The organism is Nesterenkonia sandarakina, assembly GCF_014138825.1.
Classification (GTDB): Bacteria; Actinomycetota; Actinomycetes; order Actinomycetales; family Micrococcaceae; genus Nesterenkonia; species Nesterenkonia sandarakina.
In genome coordinates, this window is the sequence record NZ_JACJIH010000001.1 from 1959128 (window position 1) to 1981149 (window position 22022).

General features: G+C 67.7%; 19 protein-coding genes and 1 tRNA gene. 8 read left to right on the forward strand and 12 right to left on the reverse strand.

Going from position 1 to position 22022, the window contains the following annotated elements; all coding sequences use genetic code 11:
- Positions 1 to 73: 73 nt before the first annotated feature.
- Positions 74 to 985 (reverse strand): GNAT family N-acetyltransferase, encoded by a 912-nt coding sequence (locus HNR24_RS08810; protein WP_182495602.1) that lies wholly within the window; start codon positions 983 to 985, stop codon positions 74 to 76.
- A 232-nt stretch (positions 986 to 1217) separates the two neighbouring features.
- Positions 1218 to 1290: transfer RNA gene (locus HNR24_RS08815), tRNA-Ala, on the reverse strand.
- 81 nt (positions 1291 to 1371) lie between these two features.
- Between HNR24_RS08815 and HNR24_RS08820 the strand changes: the two genes are divergently transcribed.
- Together HNR24_RS08820 and HNR24_RS08825 are read left to right on the forward strand one after the other, a co-directional pair.
- Positions 1372 to 2247, forward strand: coding sequence for a Cof-type HAD-IIB family hydrolase (locus HNR24_RS08820; RefSeq protein WP_182495603.1), 876 nt, complete (start codon positions 1372 to 1374; stop codon positions 2245 to 2247).
- On the forward strand, positions 2240 to 2809 hold the full coding sequence (locus HNR24_RS08825) for a YdeI/OmpD-associated family protein (protein WP_310735416.1): 570 nt from the start codon (positions 2240 to 2242) through the stop codon (positions 2807 to 2809). The genes HNR24_RS08820 and HNR24_RS08825 overlap by 8 nt, the downstream gene beginning before the upstream one ends.
- 34 nt (positions 2810 to 2843) lie before the next feature.
- Here HNR24_RS08825 and HNR24_RS08830 read toward each other — a convergent pair whose 3' ends face one another.
- A complete protein-coding gene (locus HNR24_RS08830) occupies positions 2844 to 3494 on the reverse strand; it encodes a TrmH family RNA methyltransferase (RefSeq protein ID WP_058888064.1) in 651 nt (216 codons plus the stop codon).
- 90 nt (positions 3495 to 3584) lie between these two features.
- Positions 3585 to 4256, reverse strand: a complete 672-nt coding sequence (locus HNR24_RS08835) for an O-methyltransferase (RefSeq protein WP_058888063.1) — start codon at positions 4254 to 4256, stop codon at positions 3585 to 3587.
- Between the two features lie 183 nt (positions 4257 to 4439).
- Between HNR24_RS08835 and HNR24_RS08840 the strand changes: the two genes are divergently transcribed.
- Complete coding sequence (locus tag HNR24_RS08840; RefSeq protein ID WP_182495604.1) at positions 4440 to 4961, forward strand: GNAT family N-acetyltransferase; 522 nt, start codon at positions 4440 to 4442, stop codon at positions 4959 to 4961.
- 223 nt (positions 4962 to 5184) lie between these two features.
- Here HNR24_RS08840 and HNR24_RS08845 read toward each other — a convergent pair whose 3' ends face one another.
- Positions 5185 to 5985, reverse strand: a complete 801-nt coding sequence (locus tag HNR24_RS08845) for a GAP family protein (protein ID WP_058888061.1) — start codon at positions 5983 to 5985, stop codon at positions 5185 to 5187.
- Between the two features lie 138 nt (positions 5986 to 6123).
- Between HNR24_RS08845 and HNR24_RS14290 the strand changes: the two genes are divergently transcribed.
- Entirely contained in the window at positions 6124 to 7389 is a 1266-nt protein-coding gene (locus tag HNR24_RS14290) for a sensor histidine kinase (RefSeq protein WP_182495605.1), read from the forward strand.
- Entirely contained in the window at positions 7386 to 8123 is a 738-nt protein-coding gene (locus HNR24_RS08855) for a response regulator transcription factor (protein ID WP_182495606.1), read from the forward strand. Before HNR24_RS14290 ends, HNR24_RS08855 begins: the two co-directional genes overlap by 4 nt.
- 196 nt (positions 8124 to 8319) lie before the next feature.
- On the opposite strand, the gene HNR24_RS08860 is transcribed toward HNR24_RS08855, so the two are convergent.
- The 5 genes from HNR24_RS08860 to HNR24_RS08880 form a co-directional block, all read right to left on the reverse strand.
- Positions 8320 to 9249 (reverse strand): DUF559 domain-containing protein, encoded by a 930-nt coding sequence (locus HNR24_RS08860; RefSeq protein ID WP_182495607.1) that lies wholly within the window; start codon positions 9247 to 9249, stop codon positions 8320 to 8322.
- A 145-nt stretch (positions 9250 to 9394) separates the two neighbouring features.
- Positions 9395 to 10153: a class I SAM-dependent methyltransferase gene (locus HNR24_RS08865; protein WP_058888057.1), complete on the reverse strand. Its 759-nt coding sequence runs from the start codon at positions 10151 to 10153 to the stop codon at positions 9395 to 9397.
- A gap of 157 nt (positions 10154 to 10310) precedes the next feature.
- On the reverse strand, positions 10311 to 11807 hold the full coding sequence (locus tag HNR24_RS08870) for an NAD(P)-binding domain-containing protein (protein ID WP_182495608.1): 1497 nt from the start codon (positions 11805 to 11807) through the stop codon (positions 10311 to 10313).
- A gap of 117 nt (positions 11808 to 11924) precedes the next feature.
- Positions 11925 to 12542 (reverse strand): orotate phosphoribosyltransferase, encoded by a 618-nt coding sequence (gene pyrE / locus HNR24_RS08875; protein ID WP_083504677.1) that lies wholly within the window; start codon positions 12540 to 12542, stop codon positions 11925 to 11927.
- A gap of 14 nt (positions 12543 to 12556) precedes the next feature.
- Positions 12557 to 13378: a potassium channel family protein gene (locus HNR24_RS08880; protein ID WP_083504676.1), complete on the reverse strand. Its 822-nt coding sequence runs from the start codon at positions 13376 to 13378 to the stop codon at positions 12557 to 12559.
- A gap of 168 nt (positions 13379 to 13546) precedes the next feature.
- Here HNR24_RS08880 and nadE point away from each other — a divergent pair, with 168 nt between their 5' ends.
- Complete coding sequence (nadE, locus tag HNR24_RS08885; RefSeq protein ID WP_058888054.1) at positions 13547 to 14374, forward strand: NAD(+) synthase; 828 nt, start codon at positions 13547 to 13549, stop codon at positions 14372 to 14374.
- A 100-nt stretch (positions 14375 to 14474) separates the two neighbouring features.
- Complete coding sequence (locus tag HNR24_RS08890) at positions 14475 to 15278, forward strand: exodeoxyribonuclease III (RefSeq protein WP_058888053.1); 804 nt, start codon at positions 14475 to 14477, stop codon at positions 15276 to 15278.
- A gap of 93 nt (positions 15279 to 15371) precedes the next feature.
- On the opposite strand, the gene HNR24_RS08895 is transcribed toward HNR24_RS08890, so the two are convergent.
- Both HNR24_RS08895 and HNR24_RS08900 read right to left on the reverse strand, forming a co-directional pair.
- Positions 15372 to 16319, reverse strand: a complete 948-nt coding sequence (locus HNR24_RS08895) for a DUF4282 domain-containing protein (RefSeq protein WP_058888052.1) — start codon at positions 16317 to 16319, stop codon at positions 15372 to 15374.
- A gap of 417 nt (positions 16320 to 16736) precedes the next feature.
- Positions 16737 to 17315, reverse strand: a complete 579-nt coding sequence (locus HNR24_RS08900) for a sigma-70 family RNA polymerase sigma factor (RefSeq protein ID WP_083504721.1) — start codon at positions 17313 to 17315, stop codon at positions 16737 to 16739.
- 796 nt (positions 17316 to 18111) lie between these two features.
- Here HNR24_RS08900 and HNR24_RS08905 point away from each other — a divergent pair.
- Positions 18112 to 21999 (forward strand): Pls/PosA family non-ribosomal peptide synthetase, encoded by a 3888-nt coding sequence (locus HNR24_RS08905; RefSeq protein ID WP_310735417.1) that lies wholly within the window; start codon positions 18112 to 18114, stop codon positions 21997 to 21999.
- Positions 22000 to 22022: the final 23 nt, after the last annotated feature.

The following is a 22022-nucleotide window of genomic DNA, read 5'->3' on the forward strand; positions in this document are numbered from 1 at the left end:
CCTCAACTCATAGCGCCGCCACCTCATTGTGGCGGCGTTGGGGCGATCCTACCGGGTGCCGGGTTGAGTGCGGCTAGTCCACGGTGCGGCGCATGGCGGCCTGGGTGAGCTTCAGGGTGAAGCCCAGCCGCTCATAGAGCCGAGTCGCGCCCGTCAGCGACTCCGAGTCCACGTCGAGTTCGATGACATCGAACTCTCCAGACCGCGCGGCGGCCTCGATGGTGTGCGCGAGGACTGCGCTTCCCAGGCCATGTCCCCGGGCATCGGGGACGGTGCCGATGAGATTGACGTAGAGCTCCCGGTCCACCCACTGCCCACACAGGGAGTAGGCCACCACGGTGCCAGGCTCCGCCAGGGTCCCTGACTCATCCACCGCGATCCGCGAGACCGCATGCCGGTTGCTCCGTGCGATCCAATTCTGGTGCCACCCGGTCTCAGAGGGCGGAGCACTGCCCCAGTGGTCGACGAACGCCGCTGCGTGCGCGGCCCTGACTGCGGCCTCGTCCTGGCCGCCCGGAGGCCGAATCTCGATCCCGTCGGGGATTCCTCGTCCTTGAAGAATGGTGTCTGCGGAGTCCTGTGCGCTGAGTTCCCGGCCAAGGAGATTGAAGTACCGCGCCACGCTGTCCCCCCGGGAGAGGTGGAAGCGTCGAGCCGAGGAATCCTCGAGACCACCCCCGGTGGAGAAGTAGAACGGAGTCTCCGGGTGCCTCTCGGCGCAGAGCACCCTTCCCCGAGCTTCCAACTTCTCCATGAGAGCCGAGCCGAGACCTTCTCCCCGATGTTCAGCGTGCACGCCCCCGTCGAGGGAGACGTCGACCTTGCCACCGTGGTGGTCCACGGAGCCTGGAACCCGCACCGTGCCGAAGCCGATCATGGATTCGCCATCCCAGACCGCGAAGGTGTCCTTGGCGGGATGCATGCGCGGATTCTCGAGTTCTTCAGCGAGGTCCTCTGCCTCGAAGAACTCTTCCGTGCCATCCACGCGCGCCAGATGGTTGGTGAGCTCCGCCCACGCCTGAACATCTTGGGGATCTATGGAACTCCACCGGTAGCGACTCTGCATACGCCTAGGCTAGCGCAATCTCTGACTGTTCAACGGGGAGATCGGGGCGCCTATCAGGACGTGAGTCATTCACATTGAAACGGGCAGCCAAGCGGTTTGACCAAGGCGAGAAACCAGGAAGAGGCGCTGGGCTTAGGCACACCTTGAGATGTGGAGCTAAGGGGAGTCGAACCCCTGACCTCGTCGATGCGAACGACGCGCTCTACCAGCTGAGCTATAGCCCCGTGACCTGCGGTTCATCCAGCAAACCAGACTTCTCCGGTTCACCGGGCCCGCGGCGTCGGCCCTTACAGGATAATGGATAGGTGACTTCTTCTGCTGAGACTGCCTCATTCAACCCCGCCCCGCCCTTCGGACTGCTGCTGGATGTGGACGGGCCCATCGCCTCTCCGGTCAGCCGGACCGTCGCCATCGAGTCGATCGCCCGGGATCTGACCCTGATGGCCAATCGTGGAATCCCGGTCATCTTCAACACCGGACGCTCCGATGACTTCATCGCCCAGCAGGTGATCCCGCCGATGCGCGCCGCCGGGCTGCTCCCAGACACCCCGGTCTTCACGATCGCGGAGAAGGGCGCCGTCTGGGCCGAGGTCACCCCGGAGGGCCTGGGGGAGATCCACATCGACGAGGAGCTGAAGCTCCCCACCGCGCTCTCCGATGACATCCGTGACCTGGTGGCCGAGCGCTTCAGCGGGCACATGTTCTTCGACGAGACCAAACGCTCCATGGTCTCCGTGGAGCAGTCCACCGACGTGGAGAACAAGGACTACCTGGAAGCCCAGAAGGAGTTCGACGCCGCGATCCCACCCCTGTTAGAGAAGCACCAGTTGAAGCATGTCCGGATCGACCCGACGATCATCTCCACCGATATTGAGCACGAGGGCGTGGGCAAGGACGTGGGAGCCGAGCGGACCCTGACCCTGCTGGAGGCACGCGGGATCACCGCGCAGACCTGGTTCACCATGGGCGACTCCCGCACCGACTACGCCATGGCGACCTGGCTGCACGAGCGCGGGATCCCGGTCTCCCACGTGGACGTCCGCCCCGAGGACGGCATCCCGGAGACCGAGTACGAGGTGCTGACCTCAGAGACCGACGCGATCCACGACGAGGCCGGGGCCGAGTTCCTCCGCCGCTGGGCCGCAGATCCGGAGAACACCAGGGCTGGCCGCGGTGAGTGAGGAGCTGGAGCTGACCCTGCCCGACGTCGCCGCCTGGCGCGCCTGGCTGGATCAGCATGAGGGCAGCTCAGAAGGCGTATGGCTGGTGCTGGCCAAGAAGGGCGTCACCACCCCGACCTCGCTGAGCTATGCGGAAGCACTGCAGGAGGCGCTGTGCAGCGGGTGGATCGACGGGCAGCGCAAGGCTCGGGATGAGACCACGTTCCGGCAGCGGTTCACCCCGCGGCGCAGGGCCTCGATCTGGTCGCAGCGCAACGTGGGCTATGTGGAGGCACTGATCGCCGAAGGGCGGATGCGGGCGCGCGGCTTCGCGGAGATCGAGCGGGCCCAGTCCGATGGCCGGTGGGACCGGGCCTACTCCGGCCAGGCGTCAGCCGAGGTCCCGGCGGATCTGGCCGCTGCGCTTCAGGCCTTGCCCACCGCGCAGGCGACCTTCGAGGCACTGGGCAGCCAGGGCCGGTATCACGTGCTGCACCAGCTGATGATCGCCGCGAATCCGGCCACGCGGGCCAGGCGGATCGAGAAGTTCCTGGAGAAGCTGAGCCACGGGGAGACGCCGTAGGTCTGCGCGGCCGCCTGCGAGCTGCAGCGGCTGCTCAGTCGGTGAACCGGTGCTGCCGGATCCAGGCATGCATCGCGATACCGGCCGCCGTGCCGGCGTTGATGGACCGGGTGGAGCCGAACTGCGCGATGGAGAGCGTGTCCGTGGCGGCTTCCCGCACCTCCTCGCTGAGCCCGGGCCCCTCCTGGCCGAAGACCAGCACGCACCGCTTCGGCAGCGCGTAGGTCTCGATCGGCCTGGAGTCCGGAAAGAGGTCGACGCCGAGCACCGGCATTCGCTCGGATTCGGCCCAGGCCACGAAGTCCTCCACTGAGGGGTGGTGGCGGACGTGCTGGTAACGGTCGGTGACCATGGCCCCGCGGCGGTTCCAGCGTCGGCGCCCGATGATGTGGACCTCTTTGGCCAGGAACGCGTTGGCAGTGCGCACCACGGTGCCGATGTTGAAGTCGTGCTGCCAGTTCTCGATGGCCACATGGAAGTTGTGCCGGCGCGCATCGAGGTCGGCGACGATCGCGTCATGGGACCAGTAGCGGTACTCATCGGTGACGTTGCGGCGGTCGCCCTCACGCAGCAGCTCCGGGTCGTAGTGCTCACCCGCAGGCCAGGGCCCCTGCCACGGGCCGACCCCGATCTCGCGTTCTGCGGGCTGCCGCGCTGCGGCCTCGGCGGGCCCCTGTTCATCCATGGATTCGAGGCTATCCCACCGGTGAGGTCGCAGAGATCACGACTCTGGCGGCCCGGCACCGGCGCTGCGGCCACAGGTGTGGCGGCGGCGTCAGTTCACCCGGGCCAGCAGGAACCCGTCCCAGCCCTTGAGCCCCACGGTCTGCAGCGCGGTGGCGCTGAGCCGCTCATCGGCCTGGATCTGGGTCATCAGGGTGCGGATGCCGTGGATGTCCGGGTCGGCACTCTCCTCTTCGAGCACCGCACCGGAGCGGACCACGTTGTCGATGACGATCACCGAGCCCGGGTGGGACAGGGTCAGGGAGGCCTCAAGGTAGTGCGGGTTGTTCGCCTTGTCCGCGTCGATGAAGACCAGATCGAAGGGCCGCGCGCCCTCTGCGATCAGCGCCTGCGCGGAGTCCAGTGCCGGGCCGATGCGCACCTGCACCCGATCGGCGACACCTGCGGCGTGGAAGTTCCGGCGGGCCACCTGGGCTGCCGCCGGGTCGATGTCCAAGGTGACCACGGCGCCGTCGTCGTCCATGGCGCGTGCCATCCAGATGCTGGAATACCCCGCCAGGGTGCCGAACTCCAGCACCCTCGTGGCGCCGGTGATCTGCACCAACAGGGCCAGGAAGGCGCCCATGTTCGGGGTGACGTCGATCCCCGGGGTGACGGTCTCCGCGGAGCTGCGCCGGGTCTCCGCGAGCGCGGCGTCCTCATGCACCAGCTTCTCGATCAGGTAGGTGTCGACGGCGGCGAAGTCATCCGGTGTTGCGCCCATGGGAGCACCCGAGGGCCGGTGGCACGGTGCGCACCAGGGTGGACGGTGGGGGCGCCCCGCGTTCCGATCCGGGCGAATACCGGCAGAGTTGGGCCGAGCCGGCCAGGGCAAGGCGCCGTCGGCGGGCTGGACCCGATGACCTGCCCGACGACGACGGCGCCCACTGGGGATTATGCTCCTGCTATGCCTGACGCTGCCTCCCCGGTGCACCTGCGCGACGCCGAGCTCGCTGACCTGCCGGCCGTTGTGGAGATCCAGACGCACTACGCCCACCACACGGTGACCACGTTCAGCGAGGAGCCGCTGAGCGTGGCGGAATGGGCGCAGAGCCATGCGGAGAAGCGCTCGGCAGGACACCCGTTCCTGCTCGCGGAACAGGACGGAGTCATCCTGGGATTCGCCTACGCCGGGCACTGGCGACGCAAGTCCGCCTACCGGCACACCGTGGAGGACACGATCTACCTGCGCCCCGGCGCGGAGGGCCGCGGCGTCGGACGGGCGCTGCTCACCGAGCTGATGACCCGCTGCGAGGCTGCCGGACACCGCCAGGTCATCGCGGTGCTCACCGAGGACCCCTCGACCCGCGCCTCCTACGCGCTGCACATCAAGCTCGGTTTCACCGAGGTGGGACGGCTGGCCGAGGTGGGGGTCAAGCGCGGGCAGACGCTGAGCACGGTGCTGATGCAGCGCTCGCTGGGAAGCTGACTTCGGGCCGCCGGCTCAGGCGAGGCCGCCGCGAACATCGAGTGTGCAATCTGTGCAGGTTTCTTCGCCGATCCGGCCCGAACCGGCGGTCGAATCGCACAATGGATGCGCGGCGGGAGGTTGCGCGGCGGGAGGATGCCCGGCGGGACGTGGCGCGTCAGGGAACGCCGGCGGGGCGCCGCCTGGATGCGCGTGAGGACGGGTCAGGGCGTGAATCCGCGGCTCACACCAGCGGCACGTTCCACCCCGCATCCTGAAGCCCACCGAGTGCGTTCAGTCCCAGCCAGAGCCCCACCAGGAACAGGATCAGCGCCACAGTGCCGCTCGCATGCCGACTGAGAAACGCTTCGAGCCGGCGCAGCGGCCGCTCCAGCGCTCGGTGCGCGAACACCCGCGCGGTCAGCAGCACCAGAGCGGGCAGGATCATCACCGCGCAGTAGAACAGGATCATCACCGGGGCTATCGGCACACCCGGGTCTGCGGCGGCCACCAGCCCGATGCCCGCCAGATACGGCAGCAGGGTCGCGATCTCCAGACCTACCGCGGCCAGGCCAAGTCCCATCAGCGGGCCGAGCCCGCCTTGGGCACCCTCCCCCACGGCGCGCTCGCGGAAACGCCGCACCCGTCCTGCGGATCCGCGCGCCTCCTCGCGGCGGCGCTTCCGCTGCCTCCCCGCCTCGCTCAGTGGATCCAATCGGAAGCTGTAGCCGATCAAGCCTGCGGCCAGCGCCACCTGTGCCAGGAGCACCACGGGCCTCTGCTGGAGGTCGGCCAGCCCGTCGATCAGCTCCTCCCCGAACGCCAGCAGGCTTGCCAACAGCACCAGCCCGATCAGTGCATACGAACCCGCCACCACCCCGAGGTATATCAACACCCGGCCCGCCCGCAGCCGTCCCGAGCTCATCAGCAGCCACACCGGGATCAGCAGCGTGCCGAAGCTCGTGGAATCCAGCAGCGCCAACACCCCCAGCGCGCCCAACAGCGCCCAGATGGTATCCACTTGTCCCAGCAGTCCCTCGATCATGCGCTCAGCCTCCCCCGGGCAGCGCTTCGCGCACATCGGTCAAAGGATCGAGACCGGCGAGGCGACGTCGTCGTTCTCCATCTTTGGTCGGAGGCGGCGCGCGCCGCACTGTGGTCGAATATGAGCATGAGGCCGAGCGTGAGGGCACACCTGCAGTCGCTGCTGACGCTCGGCGTCGCGGTGCTGATCCTCGCTGTGGGCTGGGCTGGGGTGGCCGAGACGCCGTGGTGGAGCGCACTGGGCGTCAGGCCGCAGCCCTGGTGGCATCTGATCCCCTTGGCGCTGATGGCCTTCGCTCTTCTGATCCGGATCCGCCGACCGGTGCTGGCCCTGGTCCTGGGTGGCGGGTTCACGCTGCTGGATCTGAGCATCGGGGTCAACGTCGGGATCCTGCTGTGCGTCTCAGACCTGGTCTACAACTTAGGCATCCGCGGCTCGCGGCGTGCGGTGCGGGCCGGGGCGCTCTCGCTGACAGCGGGCACCCTGGCCACCGGGCTGGTGGCGCTGGCCTTCGGCGCGGGCTTGGAGGGATCGCTGAGCATCGCGCTGGTCGGCCTGGCGGTGTTGCTGATGCCGCTGTGGTGGGCGGCCGAGGTCCGGCGCGGCTACCCGTTGTGGCAGGAGCCCGATGCCCGTCACCAGCTCGAGGCCGAGCGGCACGCCAGTCTGCTGCGCCGGCAGGCGAGTCAGCGCCGGGAGGCAGTGGAGGCAGAGCGGCAGCGGATGGCGCGCGAGCTTCACGACGTGGTCTCTTCGCAGGTCTCCGCGATCGCGCTGACCTCAGGGGCTGTGCTGAATGCGGCAGCGGACACCGAGCGGGACCGCTGGGCGCTGGGCAGCATTCGAAGCACCAGCGTGGAGGCGCTGGAGCAGCTGCGTGAGATGGTGCTGCTGCTGCTGCGCGGCGAGGGCTCATCCGTGGACCCGGAGGCCAAGCACCGGCCGGAGCTGCTGGATGGGACCAGCTGGGACGACGTCCTCTCCCGGGCGCAGGAGCGCGGAATGGAAATCCAGGTGGAGGGCCAACCACCTGCAGACCTCTCCCCAGGTCAGAACCATGTGCTGCTGCGGGTGCTGCAGGAATCCCTGACCAATGCGCACAAGCATGGCCAGGCGCAGGCTGCGGTCTCTCTGCAGCGGCGGCGAGCTCGACTACGGCTCACCGTCACTTCTCCGGTCCCGTGTGAGCTTTCTGTGAAGGTGCGCACATTCGGCCAGGACGACGACGGCGGCGCGTCCCACCTCGGTGCCGGCGTGGGCCTGGCGGTGATGCGTGAACGGGTCCAGCTCATCGGAGGGTCGCTCCGCGCCGGCCCGGTGGGCCTGAAGCCGGCGTCGTCTCCCGGCGACCCACAGCTCTGGGTGGTCGAGGCCGAGCTGCCGCTGAAGGAGGTATCACCATGAGCCGGGACCGCATCACGGTGGTCCTCGCGGACGATCATTCCAGCATTCGGGCAGGTCTGCGGCTGCTGCTGGAGACTGCCGAGGGGATCGAGGTCGTCGGTGAAGCCGCCGACGGTGCCGCCGCAGTGGGGCAGGTCTCCGCTCTGCGCCCCGATGTGGTGCTCATGGACGCCCGGATGCCAGGCACCGACGGGATCACCGCCACCCGGAGGATCGTCGCGGAATCCGCGACGCAGGTGCTGATGCTGACCACCTTCGACGTCGATGAGGTGGTCTTCGGGGCGCTCCGCGCCGGCGCCGCCGGGTTCCTCCTGAAGTCGGTCGAGCCCGCCCAGCTGATCGACGCGATCCGCCGGGTTGCCGCGGGCGACGGGATACTCGCCCCGGAGGTGACCCGAAAGCTGCTGCGCGAGTTCGCGGGCGGGGGTTCGGCCGGGCCTGAGCTGGAAGCGGGGACCGAGCTGCAGCTCGCGGGTGGCGGTTCCTCACACGGACCGGCAGAGGCCCTGTCGTCGCCCGGCGCACGGCCAGGGGAACTCTCCGAGCACCTCACCCCGCGGGAGCTTGACGTCTTGGCCGCCCTGGGCCGGGGGCTCTCCAACGCGGCGATCGCACAGGAGCTCTATGTCAGCCTCGCCACTGTGAAGACGCATGTCTCCAACATCCTGGCGAAGCAGCAGCTGAACTCGCGGATGCAAGCGGCGATCCTCGCGCGGGAGGCCGGTCTGGCTTAGTCGGGTGCCCGGGCGGCGCGGCGGGGTGGCGTCAGCCCCGAACCGCCCTCCTGCATCGAGTGTGCGATCTGTGCAGGTTTCTTCCCCGATCCGGCCCGAACCGGCGGTCGAAACGCACAATGGATGCGCGTCAGGAGGTGGCGCGGTCACCCGAGGGCGAGCGCCGCGCGAACCTGCGTGGCGGGATGCTGTGCTCTCACCCGAGGGCGAGCGCCGCGCGAACCTGGGCCGCGGCACGTTGAAACCCTTCCCGCGAGTCGTCGGAGTTGAAGCGCAGCACTCGCCAACCCTCTGCCAGGAAGATGTTGTCGCGTCGTTGGTCGGCGCGCTGCTGCTGCGGGGTGAAATGGGTGTCGCCTTCGTATTGGATCGCGAGCTTCAGTGCCGGATAGCCGAGGTCCGCGCGCGGTGACCAGCGGATTCCCGGCTGCGCTGGGACCTGAAGCTCAGGCTCAGGCAACCCCGCCCGGATCAGGGCGAGCCGGAGAAGGGTCTCCTGGACGGAATCTGCGCCCACCCGGACCTCTGTCAGCGCGGTGAGGCAGCGGCGTCGTCCCGGAACGCCGCGGCATTGGTCCAGAAGGGTCGCGAGTTCCTCGATGGTCGCGTGCGGTTCCGTTCGGGATTCGAAGCGCGGGTAGGGAGAACGGACCAACTGGTCCCCGATGATGATCAGCTCGCGCACGCTGCAGAGGCCGGCGACGTCGAGCCAGGTCCGCATGGGCGAGCTCACTCTGAGACCGCGATGCGCAATGACGTCCTGCGCCCGAGCCGAGACGCGATGCCCGCAGACCCCGCGCCGCCGCACCCAAGCTTGCGTCTGCCCTGGGTGCGAGAGGTGCAGGTCGGGATCGTCGATCAGCCGTTGCGGCAGCCAGAATCCATGCAGGAGAGCCGCGCTGGCGTGTGAGACCCAGGCGTCCGGCCAGTCCTGCAGCAGGGCGTGGGCCTTGAGTTGAAGCTTTTCCCGGGCACTGGTGCTCTCGGCGAGCGCCTTCGGTGCGTACACGCCAGAGCCGAGTGCGAGGATGTCCCCGCGCTGGAGCCTGGCCCGGGTCACACCTGCCCGCTGGGCGCTACCTGCGGTGAAGGCCTGACCTGTGAGCTCAGGAGGCAGGGCTTGCATCCTCTCAGTGTGCCCGGGTCTTGAGAGGGGATCGGGTTATCCACAACCTGTCATCGAGCGTGCAATTCGTGCAGGTTTTCCGACCCAGAACGTCCCGCGGCGCGGTCGAATTGCACAATCGATGGCGGGGGGGGCGCTCAGCACATCAGGAACGGAGCCGCGCTGTCGGCCCAGGCACGGCGAAGTACACCCATTCCCGCCCCGGAGCGTAGCGAGCATCGCGCACCCCCACCATGCGGAATCCTGCCCGGTTCAGCGAGTCCTCGATCGCCTCGCGGCTGCGAAAGCGCAACGTCGAGGTGGAATCGACCCTCGCGCCGTCGGCGTGGAAGATCGTCGGCTGATCGAAGGTGACCCGCTCCCCCTCTACGGCCGCCACCTCCACCCATCGCTCCAGCATCCCGATCGTGGGCACCTCGGCGGTGTGGTGGCTGAGCTCCCGCGTCCATCGCTCCCAGGCACGGTCTTCTGCACGCCGTGCCTCGAAGATCAGGACACCGCCGGGTTTCAATCTGGCGTGGGCAGCCTCCAGGACCTCAGCCCAATCTCGATCCTCGAGGAAGACCTGCGCGACGTTCGCCGTCATGGTGATGGCATCCACCGTGGCGAAAGGAGCGTCGAACAGTGTGCCCGCAACCCAGGCGACGGAGTCCGCATCAGGCTTCCGCCGCGCGACCTCGATCGAGGCGCGCGCGGGGTCTACCCCCGTGACGCGCAGGCCGCGCGCACCGAGTCGGAGCGCGAAGGTTCCCGTCCCACAGCCGAGGTCAAGCACGCTCTCGGCGCCGAACTCGTCGACAACAGCTGCCTCATACTCGTCGAGATCGCTTCGGTCCGGGTCCAGGGCGTCGTAAACCTCGGCGAGGCGCATATCAGCGAAGACTGAATCGGGTGCGGAAGGCATCTGCTCAGCCTAGGGGCCGTTTGGCGCATCGAATGTGCAATCTGTGCAGGTTTTCGATCAAGGAACGCCAGAATCGGCGGTCAAATTGCACTATGGATGCACGGGGAGCTCGATTGGAAGGGCAGATCCGCGCGGTCAGCGCCCGGTCGCGCGGAGCTCAGCCGGTGCGGCCGTGCAGCACGCCGGTGGAGGCGCCGATGCGTGACCCTGCCGCCACGGGTTCGGGCGCGGGACTGGAACAGGACGACGCCGGCATCTGTGCCTGGTTCTGCGCGGGCGAGCTGGGCTCCGGCACGCCGCAGGACGGCGACTCCTCGGGATCAGGAGCGCCGACGCCGGAGCACACGCCGGTCTCGGGAAGGTTCAGGTCTCGGGCAGCGGCGGCCGCGTCCGCACCGGCCAGGTGCGCCGCGATGGAACGCACCTGCTCGTATCCGGTGGCGAGCAGGAACGTCGGCGCCCGGCCATAGGACTTCATCCCGGCCAGGAAGAAGCCCTCCTCCGGGTGCGCCAACACGTCCGCGCCATGGGCCTCAACGGTGCCGCAGGAATGGAACTCAGGGTCGATCAGCGTGGCCAGCCGCCGCGGGGACTCCACGGCGGGGTCGAGTTCCAACCGGAGTTCGCGCAGCATCTGAAGCTGCGGTCGGAATCCGGTGGCAGCGGCGAGGTGATCCGCCCGGAGCCGGCGACCATCGGCGAGGGCGACCTCCAGAGCGGGGAGGGCTGCGTCGTCGTCGGGATCACCACCCGACTCCCGGACGCCCGACTCCCGATCACTCGACTCTGCGACACTCAGCGCGTGGACTTCGGCCTCGGTGACCAGGGTGATCTCGCCTCCCTCCACGAGTCGGCGCAGCCGCTGCCCGAGCGCACCTCGTGCGGGGAGCTGGTCGGCGTCCCCGCCGCCGTAGACCCGCTCGGCCGATGCCCCGCGAATGGCCCAGCTGATCCTGGTCGCAGGATCTTCACGCCGAAGCGCTGCGAGATTGAGCAAGGTGTTGATGGCGCTGTGCCCGGCCCCCACCACCAGGGTGTGGCGACCGCGCAGCCGCGCCGCCTGGGCGCCGAGCACATCGGGCAGCGATCCCAGCAGCCGCGCTGCCACTGCGGGGTGGTCCTCCCCCAGCGCCGGCAGCCCGGCGGACCCGATCGGGTTCGGGGTGCCCCAGGTTCCTGAGGCGTCGATCACCGCGCGGGCCTGGAGCTGGAGCACCTGTCCGGAGTGCGCCACCTGCAGCACGAAGGGCTGGCCGGCGCGGGCAGCCACGTGGGTCTTGTCCCGCGTTCCACGGCTGATCGCGAGCACCCGGTGGTCGGTGCGGATCCGGTCTCCCAGCTCCGGCGTCCTGGCCAGCGGTTCGAGATAGTCCCGCACCAGCTCGGCGCCGGTGGGCAGCGCCGTGGCACGCGGAGGCTCCCACCCGGTGGGCTCGAGCAGCTTCGCCGCGGCGGCATCGATGTTGTACCGCCAGGGTGAGAAGAGCTTGATATGTCCCCATTCTCGGATCGCGGCGCCCACCTGGGGCCCGGCCTCCAGGACCAGCGGCTCCAGGCCGTTCTCGAGCAGGTGGGCGGCGGCGGCCAGCCCCGAGGGACCAGCCCCGACGACGACGACGGGCAGCTCAGCGAGGCTGGCGGGTGAGGACTCCATGGTGGCTCCATCTCCGGGTGCATCCAACGGGCGCGGGTGCGCCCGCGGGATGCATCGACAATGTTCGATATAGCGAGCTTAGGCGCTTTTATCGATCACCGTCAATGGAAGGAGGGGTCAGTCCAGTCCGAGGTCGTTCTTGGAATACGCGAACAGATAAGGGACTCCCGCCGTGGCTTCGATGTGTTCCTTGGCGCCGGTGTCACGATCCACGATCACCGCCACCGCCTGCACGATCCCCCCGGCGGCCCGCACGGCGTCCACTGCGGTCAGCGCGGACCCGCCGGTGGTGGAGGTGTCCTCCAGGACCACGACCTTGCGGCCCTCCACGCTCGGCCCCTCCACCTGACGTCCCATGCCATGAGACTTCTGCGCCTTGCGCACCACGAAGGTGTCGGTGGCCACCCCGTCCTGCGCGGCGGCGTGCATCACCGCGGTGCCCACCGGGTCCGCACCCATGGTCAGCCCACCCACAGCGACGTAGTTGATCCCGGCCTCGGAGAGCAGAGTGCGGATGACGCGCCCCACCAGCGGGGCGGCCTCGTGCTGGAGCGTGATCCGACGCAGATCGATGTAGTAGTCGGCCTCCTTGCCCGAGGACAGCGTGACCTTCCCGCGCACCACGGCGAGCTCACCGATGAGCTCCTTCAGGCGCTGGCGATCGGCGGCGTGGCCTGCGCGATGATCGGCGGGCTGGTCGGCGGGCTGCGGAGTTCCGGCGGCAGTCTCAGTCATGGGACCCATCCTAGCTACGGACCAGGCTGCGACCCCTCGCCCGGGGCTGACTCAGACCCACCCCTGGAGGATCCCCCACCTCTCCTGACCGGCTCGACCGTGCTCTCAGGGTGGGCGACCTGATGCTGGGCCCGCACGATGCGCTCCACGAACCAGGAGGCGATCGTGGCCGTGACCGAGCCGATCAGCGCGATCCCCGAGAACATGAGCCCGATGGCGACGAGCCTTCCCATCCCGGTCACCGGATAGTGGTCGCCGTATCCCACCGAGCTGATGGTCACGAAGGCCCACCAGAGCGCGTCCCCGAAACCCGTGATGTTCGCCCCGGGCGCGTTCTGCTCCGCATCGAGAACTCCCAGGGCGGCAACCAGCAGCAGCATCGCCGCGACGCCGGCGACGTAGACCGACACCTGTCCGCGCAGGGCGGATCCCACCGTGCGGTGCAGCACCGCGACCACCTTGACCAGGCGCAGCAGCTGCAGCGGGCGCAGGAACGGCAGTGCCGCCATCGCAAGCTCATGCAGATGGGTCACGAACCAGCGCCCCCGCTGCTGCACCAGCACCAGGCTGATCACGTAGTGCAGCACGAAGATCGACCAGACGACGAGCAGGTAGACCGCCGGCCATGGGGTCTCAGTGGGCCGGGTATTGGCGAGCACGAGGTAGGCGTACACCAGCAGGAAGGAGAACGCCACGATTGCCAACGGGAGCTCGGTGGCCCTGTCCCAGCGCCGGTACCGGGCACCGAAGTCTGCCTTGGAGGAATCCTCGACCCCTGCCCGGGATTCGGCCGCAGAGCCTCGCGGCTCCGAACCGGACATCTCTTCTGAGGCCATCACAGGTTCCCCCTCCGGGCTGCACCGCGGTGTCGATTCAGCCTACCCAGCAGGTCGGCGCGACAACCATGCCTGGCGCACCGCCTGCAGTCTCGGCCCTCGCGGGATTCTGCGAACACACAGGCCCCAGTCATCTGAGTGAAACCTGCGCCTGGGTAGACTCAGGCCATGCGTGAGCTTCAGACAGACATCGTGGAAGAGATGGGCGTCAAGCCCGAGATCGACCCGGCGCAGGAGGTCAGTCGGCGCGTCGACTTCCTCGTGGAGTACGCCCGAGCAGCCGGAGCCCAGGGCTTCGTGCTCGGCATCTCCGGTGGCGTGGACTCCTCCTTGGCAGGCAGGCTCTGCCAGCTCGCGGCGCAGAAGCTGCGCGATCAGGGCCACCCGGCACAGTTCCACGCGGTGCGGCTTCCACACGGCGTCCAGCACGACGCCGACGACGCCGCCACCGCGCTGGAGTTCATCAGCCCAGATCAGACGCACACCTTCAACATCGAAAAGGCCGTGACCGGGGTGAACATCGCCTTCGACGAGGCCTTCGGCCGCGCCATGAAGGACTACCACCGTGGCAATGTGAAGGCCCGGCTGCGCATGACGGTGCAGTACGCCATCGGCGGTGAGCACGACCTGCTGGTCGTGGGGACCGATCATGGCGCCGAGTCCATCACCGGGTTCTTCACTAAATACGGCGACGGCGGCGCGGACATCCTCCCGCTGTTCACTCTGAACAAGCGGCAGGTCCGCCAGCTGCTGAAGCACCTCGGCGCCTCGGAGACCCTCTGGTCCAAGGCACCCACGGCAGACCTGCTCGATGACAGCCCTGGTCAGCTCGATGAGACCGAGCTCGGCATCAGCTACGACCACATCGATGACTACCTCGAGGGCAGCGAGATCCCGGACAGCGAGGCCGAGATCCTGGAGAAGCACTACCTGCGCACCCGTCATAAGCGCACTGTCCCGGTGTCCATTCAGGACGACTGGTGGCGCCACGGCTGAGCCGCTCCGCGTGAATCGCTCTGTGAGACGCATCCGGTGAGCCACGAGCTCGCCTGAGCGGAGGGCCGAGCGGCGGGTCCCCGCTGGTAGTTTTGAGCCCATGCGGATTGCGACATGGAATGTGAACTCGATGCGGGCCCGGGCCGACCGGGTCGAGGCTTGGCTGGACCGCTCTGACGTGGACGTCCTGGCGATCCAGGAGACCAAGTGCAAGGACGAGAACTTCCCCTGGGAGCTCTTCGAGGCCAACGGCTACGACGTGGCGCACTTCGGCCTGAACCAGTGGAACGGTGTGGCGATCGCCTCCCGTGTAGGCATGAAGGATGTGGAGCGCACCTTCGAAGACCAGCCGGTCTTCGGCAAGGGCGGCAAGGACCCGATCCAGGAGGCACGCGCCATCGCTGCGACCTGCGGCGACGTGCGCATCTGGAGTCTCTACGTGCCCAACGGCCGTTCACTCGAGGATGAGCACATGAGCTATAAGCTCGCCTGGCTGCGTCAGCTCAACGATCACGCCCAGTCCTGGCTGAACAAGGACCCGCAGGCCCAGATCGCGCTGATGGGTGACTTCAACATCGCCCCGCAGGACGAGGACGTCTGGGACATCGACTTCTTCCGCGAACAGGGGCTCACACACGTCTCCTCCGCCGAGCGCGAAGCGTTCCAGAGCTTCCTGGACAGCGGGTACACCGACGTCGTCCGCCCACACACGCCCGGTCCCGGGGTCTACACCTACTGGGACTACACCAAGCTGCGCTTCCCGAAGAAGGAGGGCATGCGAATCGACTTCGTGCTGGGCTCCCCCGCGCTGAGCGAACGCGTGAGCACGGCCTCCATCGACCGCGAGGAGCGCAAGGGCAAGGGCGCCTCGGACCACGCCCCTGTGGTGGTGGAGCTGAGCTGATCCTGAGCCCCGACGACGACGGCGCCTGATCCTCCGCGCGGAGAGTCAGGCGCCGTCGTCGTATCCGGCCTCAGGCAGCAGCTGCCGGGCGATTCAGCCCCGGTCCTTCAACTCGGAACGCAGCGCCTCGATCTCCGAGCGGGTGCCGGCGGTGTTCTGCGAGGTGCGGACCAGCGCAATCATGAACTCCAGGGTGATCCTGATCAGGATCACGTAGAACGCCGCCGGTATCCAGCCGAACAGCAGCGCGAGCAGTCCCACCCCGGGACCCTCGGTGAATGCGGAGGCCACCACGACCAGATACCCGAGCACGACGAACGCGATCAGCAGCACATAGATGAACTTGGCGAACTTCACCGTCACGAAGCTCTGGAAGGAGAGGTCGAACAGGGCCGCGAAGAAGTTCTTGCCCTCGACCGCATTCTTACTCGGGGCGCCGGGACGCTGAGACTGTGGCGGCTGTGGATAGGGCTGCTGCTGATAGCTCGGTCCCGGGTACTGTCCGGTCAGGCCCGGCTGACCCGGGTACTGGCTGGGCTGAGCAGGGTGCTGGCCGGGCTGACCCGGGTACTGACCGGGCTGACCCGGGTACTGACCGGGCTGACCCGGGTATTGACCGGATTGACCCGGCCGCGGCTGACCAGGCTGATCCTGGCCCGACTGCGGGCGCCCGGACTGGCCCGGACCCGACTGACCGGGCCCGGACTGGCCTGGACCCGGATATCCGCCCCGGGGCTGCCCGTAACCCGCCCCGGCGCCCGCACCAGGAGCCTGCTGCGGCGAGGTTGGCCGGCCGTAGGGACCAGGACCGGGCTCACCCGCTGGGGTCGACTGACCGGGGTGATCGGGCTGCTGTGGCTGCCGGCCGGCCTGGGCGGGGCCTGGCGCTGCCGGCCGGCCCGGACCTCCGGCATCCCCGGGCCGATCACCCAGGGGGGTGGTGGGCTGGTGGCCTGGCGAATCAGTGCCTTTCTCCGGCGAGTGGGCCTTCTCCGGGTTCTCGCCTTCAGACGGTTCGTTCTGGCCTGGATGCTGAGTCATGGCGCCTCCTGTGCTGTGCGGTCGCTCCGCGTCATGCTCAACCTATACGAGCCGATCCTGAGGCGTCGAGCGTTCTCAGCGCAGGTCAGCGCGCTGCAAACCCTGCGGCTCGGTCCAGCAAGCGGCAGGCATGCACGATCGCGGCCACAGCAGGACCACCGATGGGATCTCAGTAGCCGGATGACCCTCGATGCGCGTCAGAGATCGGAGGAGGAGCGTCCGTCTTCGCCGTCCCGTTCTGATTCTGACTCTGAGGTCGCAGCGCGGATGCGTTCTTCAAGCGACGCTGGCAGAGCCTCTTCTCGCCAGCTCAGGTCGGCGGCATCAAGACGCGAAGCTGTTGCGCGGAGTTCAGCGAGTTCCGCGTCGATCGTCGGGTCTGCGGCTCGGGCCTGGTCCAGTTCCTGCCACTCGGCGTCACTGAGACTGCCCGTCAGTGCCCCTGCGATCAGTTCCTCGCGCCGCGACGGCATTTCCCCCATCGTGAGCATTACCCCCCAGTGCCCTCCGCAGTGATCTCAGCCCGTAGTACATCCGCGTCCGCAAGGTCGCGACCGGAACGCCCGTCTGTTCCGAAAGCTCCTCGTAGCCTACGCCGTTGAGCTGAACAGCGAAAATGACCTCTCGATGCTCGAAGGTGAGTGTGGCCAAGGATTCATAGAGGACCAGCCTCTCGACGATGAGCAGATCCTCGGCCACGGGTTCACTGGCCCACTCGATCTTCTCCGGGTCCGAGGGGGCGGGTCGTCGGGCGCGAGCACGCAGAGCATCGATGACGAGGTTCCGCGCAATGGCGAAGAGCCAGGTCCTGACCGAACCACGAGAACTGCTGTAGCGATCTCGGTTCCGCCAGGCGCGGATGAAGGCCTCCTGGACGCAGTCCTCCGCCTCGGACCGGTCACCGAGCGCATTGAGCGCGAACGCGAAGAGCGCCCCGCCGTGCGCGGCAAAGGCCTCCCGCACGTCGAAGGGAATGTCCTCACCTGCTGAATCCATGGCGGGCACCCCCCTGAATCAGCAGGGCCTGGAAGGACTCCGCCAATGCTGTTCGAGCTCGCAGCATTCCGACCCCGTGTCGCTGCGCGAGCTGGTGGGACGCTCGACTCTGCCCGCCAGAAGGACCGGCGCCGCGTGCCGCCGACCTTCTCGAGATGCTCCGTGAAACGGGCGGAGAAACAGACATGTGGTGGAGACCTTTCTGGGCCCCGGGCGCATCCGGTGCAAGGATGTCAGACCGGTACGGTCCTTAAGTGCTGAGAACCTCTTGTAGCGTATCCGTCCGCCGTTGAATATCACAAGATGTGACATATCTCACAATTATTACGAAGTGATCTACGGACGATACAGGTTTTGCAATCGCATCAATATTGCTGCGCATCGCTCGAAGCGATCAGATCCATAGCGTGCCACGCTCGGCCCGCCGCCCCCAACAGAAGCCGCCCGAACCCCGGCTCGCCGCCAGCCGGCTCCAAAGTTTTCACGCCGGTGATGAATGAGACCCGTGTAGCCGGCGTATCCCCTGTTACAACCGGTCCGTCCTGCGGAACCGGAAGCCCTAAGTCGTGCCTAAGTCACGATCGGGTGCCGACTTTTCCAGCCGAAAAGGTGATTTATGGTTCTATACGAAGGCTCGCCGAAGGCCCTCCCCACGGCGACCCCGGACCTTGCACTCAAGCCCCCCGCCGCCCCAGATCTGCATGCGGAGTCACCGGGTGAGGTCATTGCACTGACCGCCCCGGCTGGCGCCTCGAGACCCATCGGGAGTTGGAACAAACTTGCACCTTCAACTGCCGTGTACTCCGGCGGAGCCGTCACCGCCCCGCGCACTCTGCTGGACATCTTCTTTCACAGCGTGGACAACTTCCCTGATGCGACCGCGCTCGACGACGGCGTGGTCCAGCTGACCTACCTCGATGTCCTGAATCGCATCGAGAAGGTGTCAGTGGCCATGCGGGAAGCAGGCATCGGCACGGGTGATCGAGTCGGCATCCGGGTTCCCTCCGGGACCGTGGAGCTCTACATCGCCATCCTCGCGGCGCTGTACCGCGGCGCCGCCTACGTGCCGGTGGACCACGATGAGCCCCAGGAACGTGCGCGGCTGGTGTGGAAGGAAGCCAGCGTCACGGCCGTGATCGAGTCCGGTCTCAACGTGCGCCTGCTGCCTGATTCACCCCCGCGCGGAGAAGACCGCCCCCCTAACGGCGACGACGATGCCTGGATCATCTTCACCTCAGGGTCCACCGGAAAGCCCAAGGGGGTGGCGATCTCACACAGATCTGCGGCGGCATTCGTGGACGCCGAGGCTTCTGTGTACTGCGTCGATGCTCCGCTGGGACCGGGGGATCGGGTCCTGGCCGGGCTTTCGGTGAGCTTTGACGCCTCCTGTGAGGAGATGTGGCTGGCCTGGCGCTACGCCGCCTGCCTCGTGCCGGCACCGCGTGAAGTCGTCCGTTCAGGTGAAGACCTCGGACCCTGGCTGGCTGAGCGCGGCATCACGGCCGTCTCGACCGTGCCGACGCTGGCTGCGATGTGGCCCGCCGAGTTTCTGAAGAACGTCCGGCTGCTGATCTTCGGCGGGGAAGCTTGCCCGCCGGAACTGGTGGCACGTCTGGCGACCCCCGGCCGGGAGGTCTGGAACACCTACGGCCCCACTGAGGCCACGGTCGTCTCCTGCGGCGCCCTGGTCGATGGGTCAGGGCCGGTGCGCATCGGGCTTCCGCTGCGCGGCTGGCAGCTGGCGGTCGTCGATGCCCAGGACCAGCCGGTGCCCTGGGGCGAGGTCGGTGAGCTGGTCATCGGCGGAGCCGGGCTGGGACGCTACCTGGACCCGGTGAAGGACGCCGAGAAGTACGCACCGATGACGACGCTCGGTTGGCCCCGCGCCTATCGCAGCGGGGATCTGGTCCGCGCCGAGATGGACGGTCTGATCTTCGTCGGCAGAGCCGACGATCAGGTCAAGCTCGCCGGTCAGCGGGTCGAGCTCGGTGAGGTCGACGACGCGCTGAGCAATCTGGCCAACGTCGCCGCTGGCGCCAGCGCCGTGCAGAAAAGCCCTGATGGCAACGGGATCCTCGCCGGATACCTGGTACCCGCCTCCGGGAAGACCATCGACCTGGTTCAGGCGCGCGCCGCGCTGAGCGAGAAGCTTCCCGGGCGGCTGGTCCCTGCACTTGCAGTGATCGATGAGCTCCCGGTGAAGACATCAGGCAAAGTGGATCGCAAGGCGCTCCCCTGGCCGCTGCCGGCAGACCCGAGCGCGGCGGCCGCGGCCACTGCGCTGCACGCGGACTTCGTCTGGCTCGCCGAAAGATGGACCGGACTACTGGGGCCTGTGCCACTGACTGCCGAGAGCGACTTCTTCGCCCTGGGCGGCTCCAGCCTGACCGCCGCACAACTCGTCTCCACGCTGCGCAAGCGCTACCCGGACGTGTCGATCGCGGATCTCTACGCCCACCCCACGCTTTCTGCGATGTCCTCGCATCTCCGTCAGCTGGATCCCAGAACTTCCGTGGAGCGCACCACGCGCCCCACTCCCCGTTGGACCGGATTCCTCCAGATGCCACTGATCGCCGGCCTCTACAGCATCATCGGACTGCGCTACGTGACCGGGATCGCCATCGTCTGTCTGGTGCTGTTCCAGATCGGGGAGACACCATGGGTGCCGAACCCACCCCTGGTCCCCACGATCATCGCCTGGCTGCTGCTCTTCAGCCTGCCCGCCCGGGCACTCGCAGCGATCGGCTCGGCCCGGGTGTTGCTCTACCGCGTCAGACCAGGCATCTACCCGCGTGGCGGGGTCGTGCATGTCCGGCTGTGGGCGGCAGAACGGATTGTGACCTTCTGCCAGCTGGACGCGTTGATGGGAACTCCCTTCGCACCAGCCTTCGCACGCGCCATGGGCGCTGGAGTCGGCAAGGATGTCCACCTGGATGCCCTCCCCCCGGTCACCGGTCTCGCCGCAATAGAATCCGGGGCCTCCATCGAGCAGGACGTCGACCTCGCCGGTCACTGGCTCGAAGGCGATGAGCTGCACATCGGAGTCGTGCGGATCGGTGAGAATGCCCGCGTCGGCACCAGGTCCACCCTGCAGGGCGGAGCCGTGGTCGGCGCCAACGCTGAGATCGCACCCGCCAGCGTGGTCACCGACATGGTCCCCGAGAACGAGCACTGGGCCGGTTCCCCGCTGCAGCGGATCGGCGTCTCCGGTCAGGACTGGCCGGAGGCCGGTAAGCCCGCAGCCCGGGGACACCTCGGCATCGCGCTGATGTACCCGATCGGGCTCCTGATGCTGGGACTGCTCGCTCTGCTGGCACCCCTGCCGGGAGCGGCGCTCATGCTGTTCCTGATCTCAGGCTATGAGGCGCTGGTTCCTGCCCTGTGGACGCTCGCCGCGTGGACCCCAGTGTTCATCGTGATCACGGTGGTGACCTACCTCGGTCTGCTCGCTGGTTCGGTCCGACTGATGGGCCGGCTCATGCCTCGGGGCATCCACTCGGTGCACAGTCTTCCGGCGTGGGCGGCCTGGATGTCGGGACGCCTGATGTCGAAGTCGCTGATCAACATGTACCCGCTCTACTCCAGCATGCTCACCCCCTCCTGGCTGCGCCTGCTCGGTGCACACGTGGGCAAGGACGTGGAAGCCGCCACAGTGGAGGCAATCCCTCATCTGACCAGCGTCGGGGACAAGTCATTCCTGGCCGACCATTCCCTGGTCTCCTCCAAGTACGTCCGCCACAGCCAGCTGCGACTGGAGAGCGGCAGCGTCGGCCAGAAGGCGTTCCTCGGCAATTCGGCCATCCTGGGACCCAATCAGAGGATGCCCTCCAACTCACTGGTCGCCGTGCTCTCCACGGCACCCAAAGAGATGCCGCTGAACTCCCTGTGGCTCGGCAATCCCCCGATCGAGCTGCCCCGGGCGGCAGAGAACGTCGATGCTTCGCTGACCTATGATCCGCCGCGTCGGCTCAAGGTTGCTCGGGCAGCCGTCGAGCTGTGCCGCATCGTGCCGATGTTCATCACGGCGTGGTTGGCGCTGGCCACGGTCTACGTACTCTCCCTGGTCTACACCAGCTACGGCTTCCTCACCGCCGTGGCACTCTCCGGCCCGGTGCTGCTGGCCAGCGGGATCGCCGCCGCACTCATCGCGATGCTCGCTAAATGGCTCCTGGTCGGTCGGTTCAAAGCAACGCAGCGGCCGCTGTGGAGCTCCTTCGTCTGGCGCAATGAGCTGGCCGACTGCTTCTCCGAGGCCCTCGCTGTCCCCGGTCTGATTCGAATGAGCCTGGGAACCCCGCTGCTGAACCTCTGGCTGCGTGGGATGGGCGCGAAGATCGGACGCGGCGTCTGGTGCGAGACCTGGTGGCTGCCGGAGTTCGACCTGATCCGACTCGACAAGGGCGCCTCGGTGAACCGCGGCACCGTCTTGCAGACACACCTCTTCCACGACCGCATCATGCGCCTGGACCGGGTCCATTTCGAGGAAGGCTCCTCCCTCGGGCCGAACAGCATCGTGCTTCCCGGCAGCTCATTGGGCCCTCATGCAAGTGTCGGTGCGGGCTCGCTGGTGATGCGCTCGGAGAGCATCCCGGGCTCCACCACGTGGAACGGCAATCCGATCCGACGCACCGTCGGTGTCCTCGGAACTCGGGAATCCCTGGCAGCTTCCGGGGCAACTCGTTGAGCGAACTGAAGGCACAGCTGGCA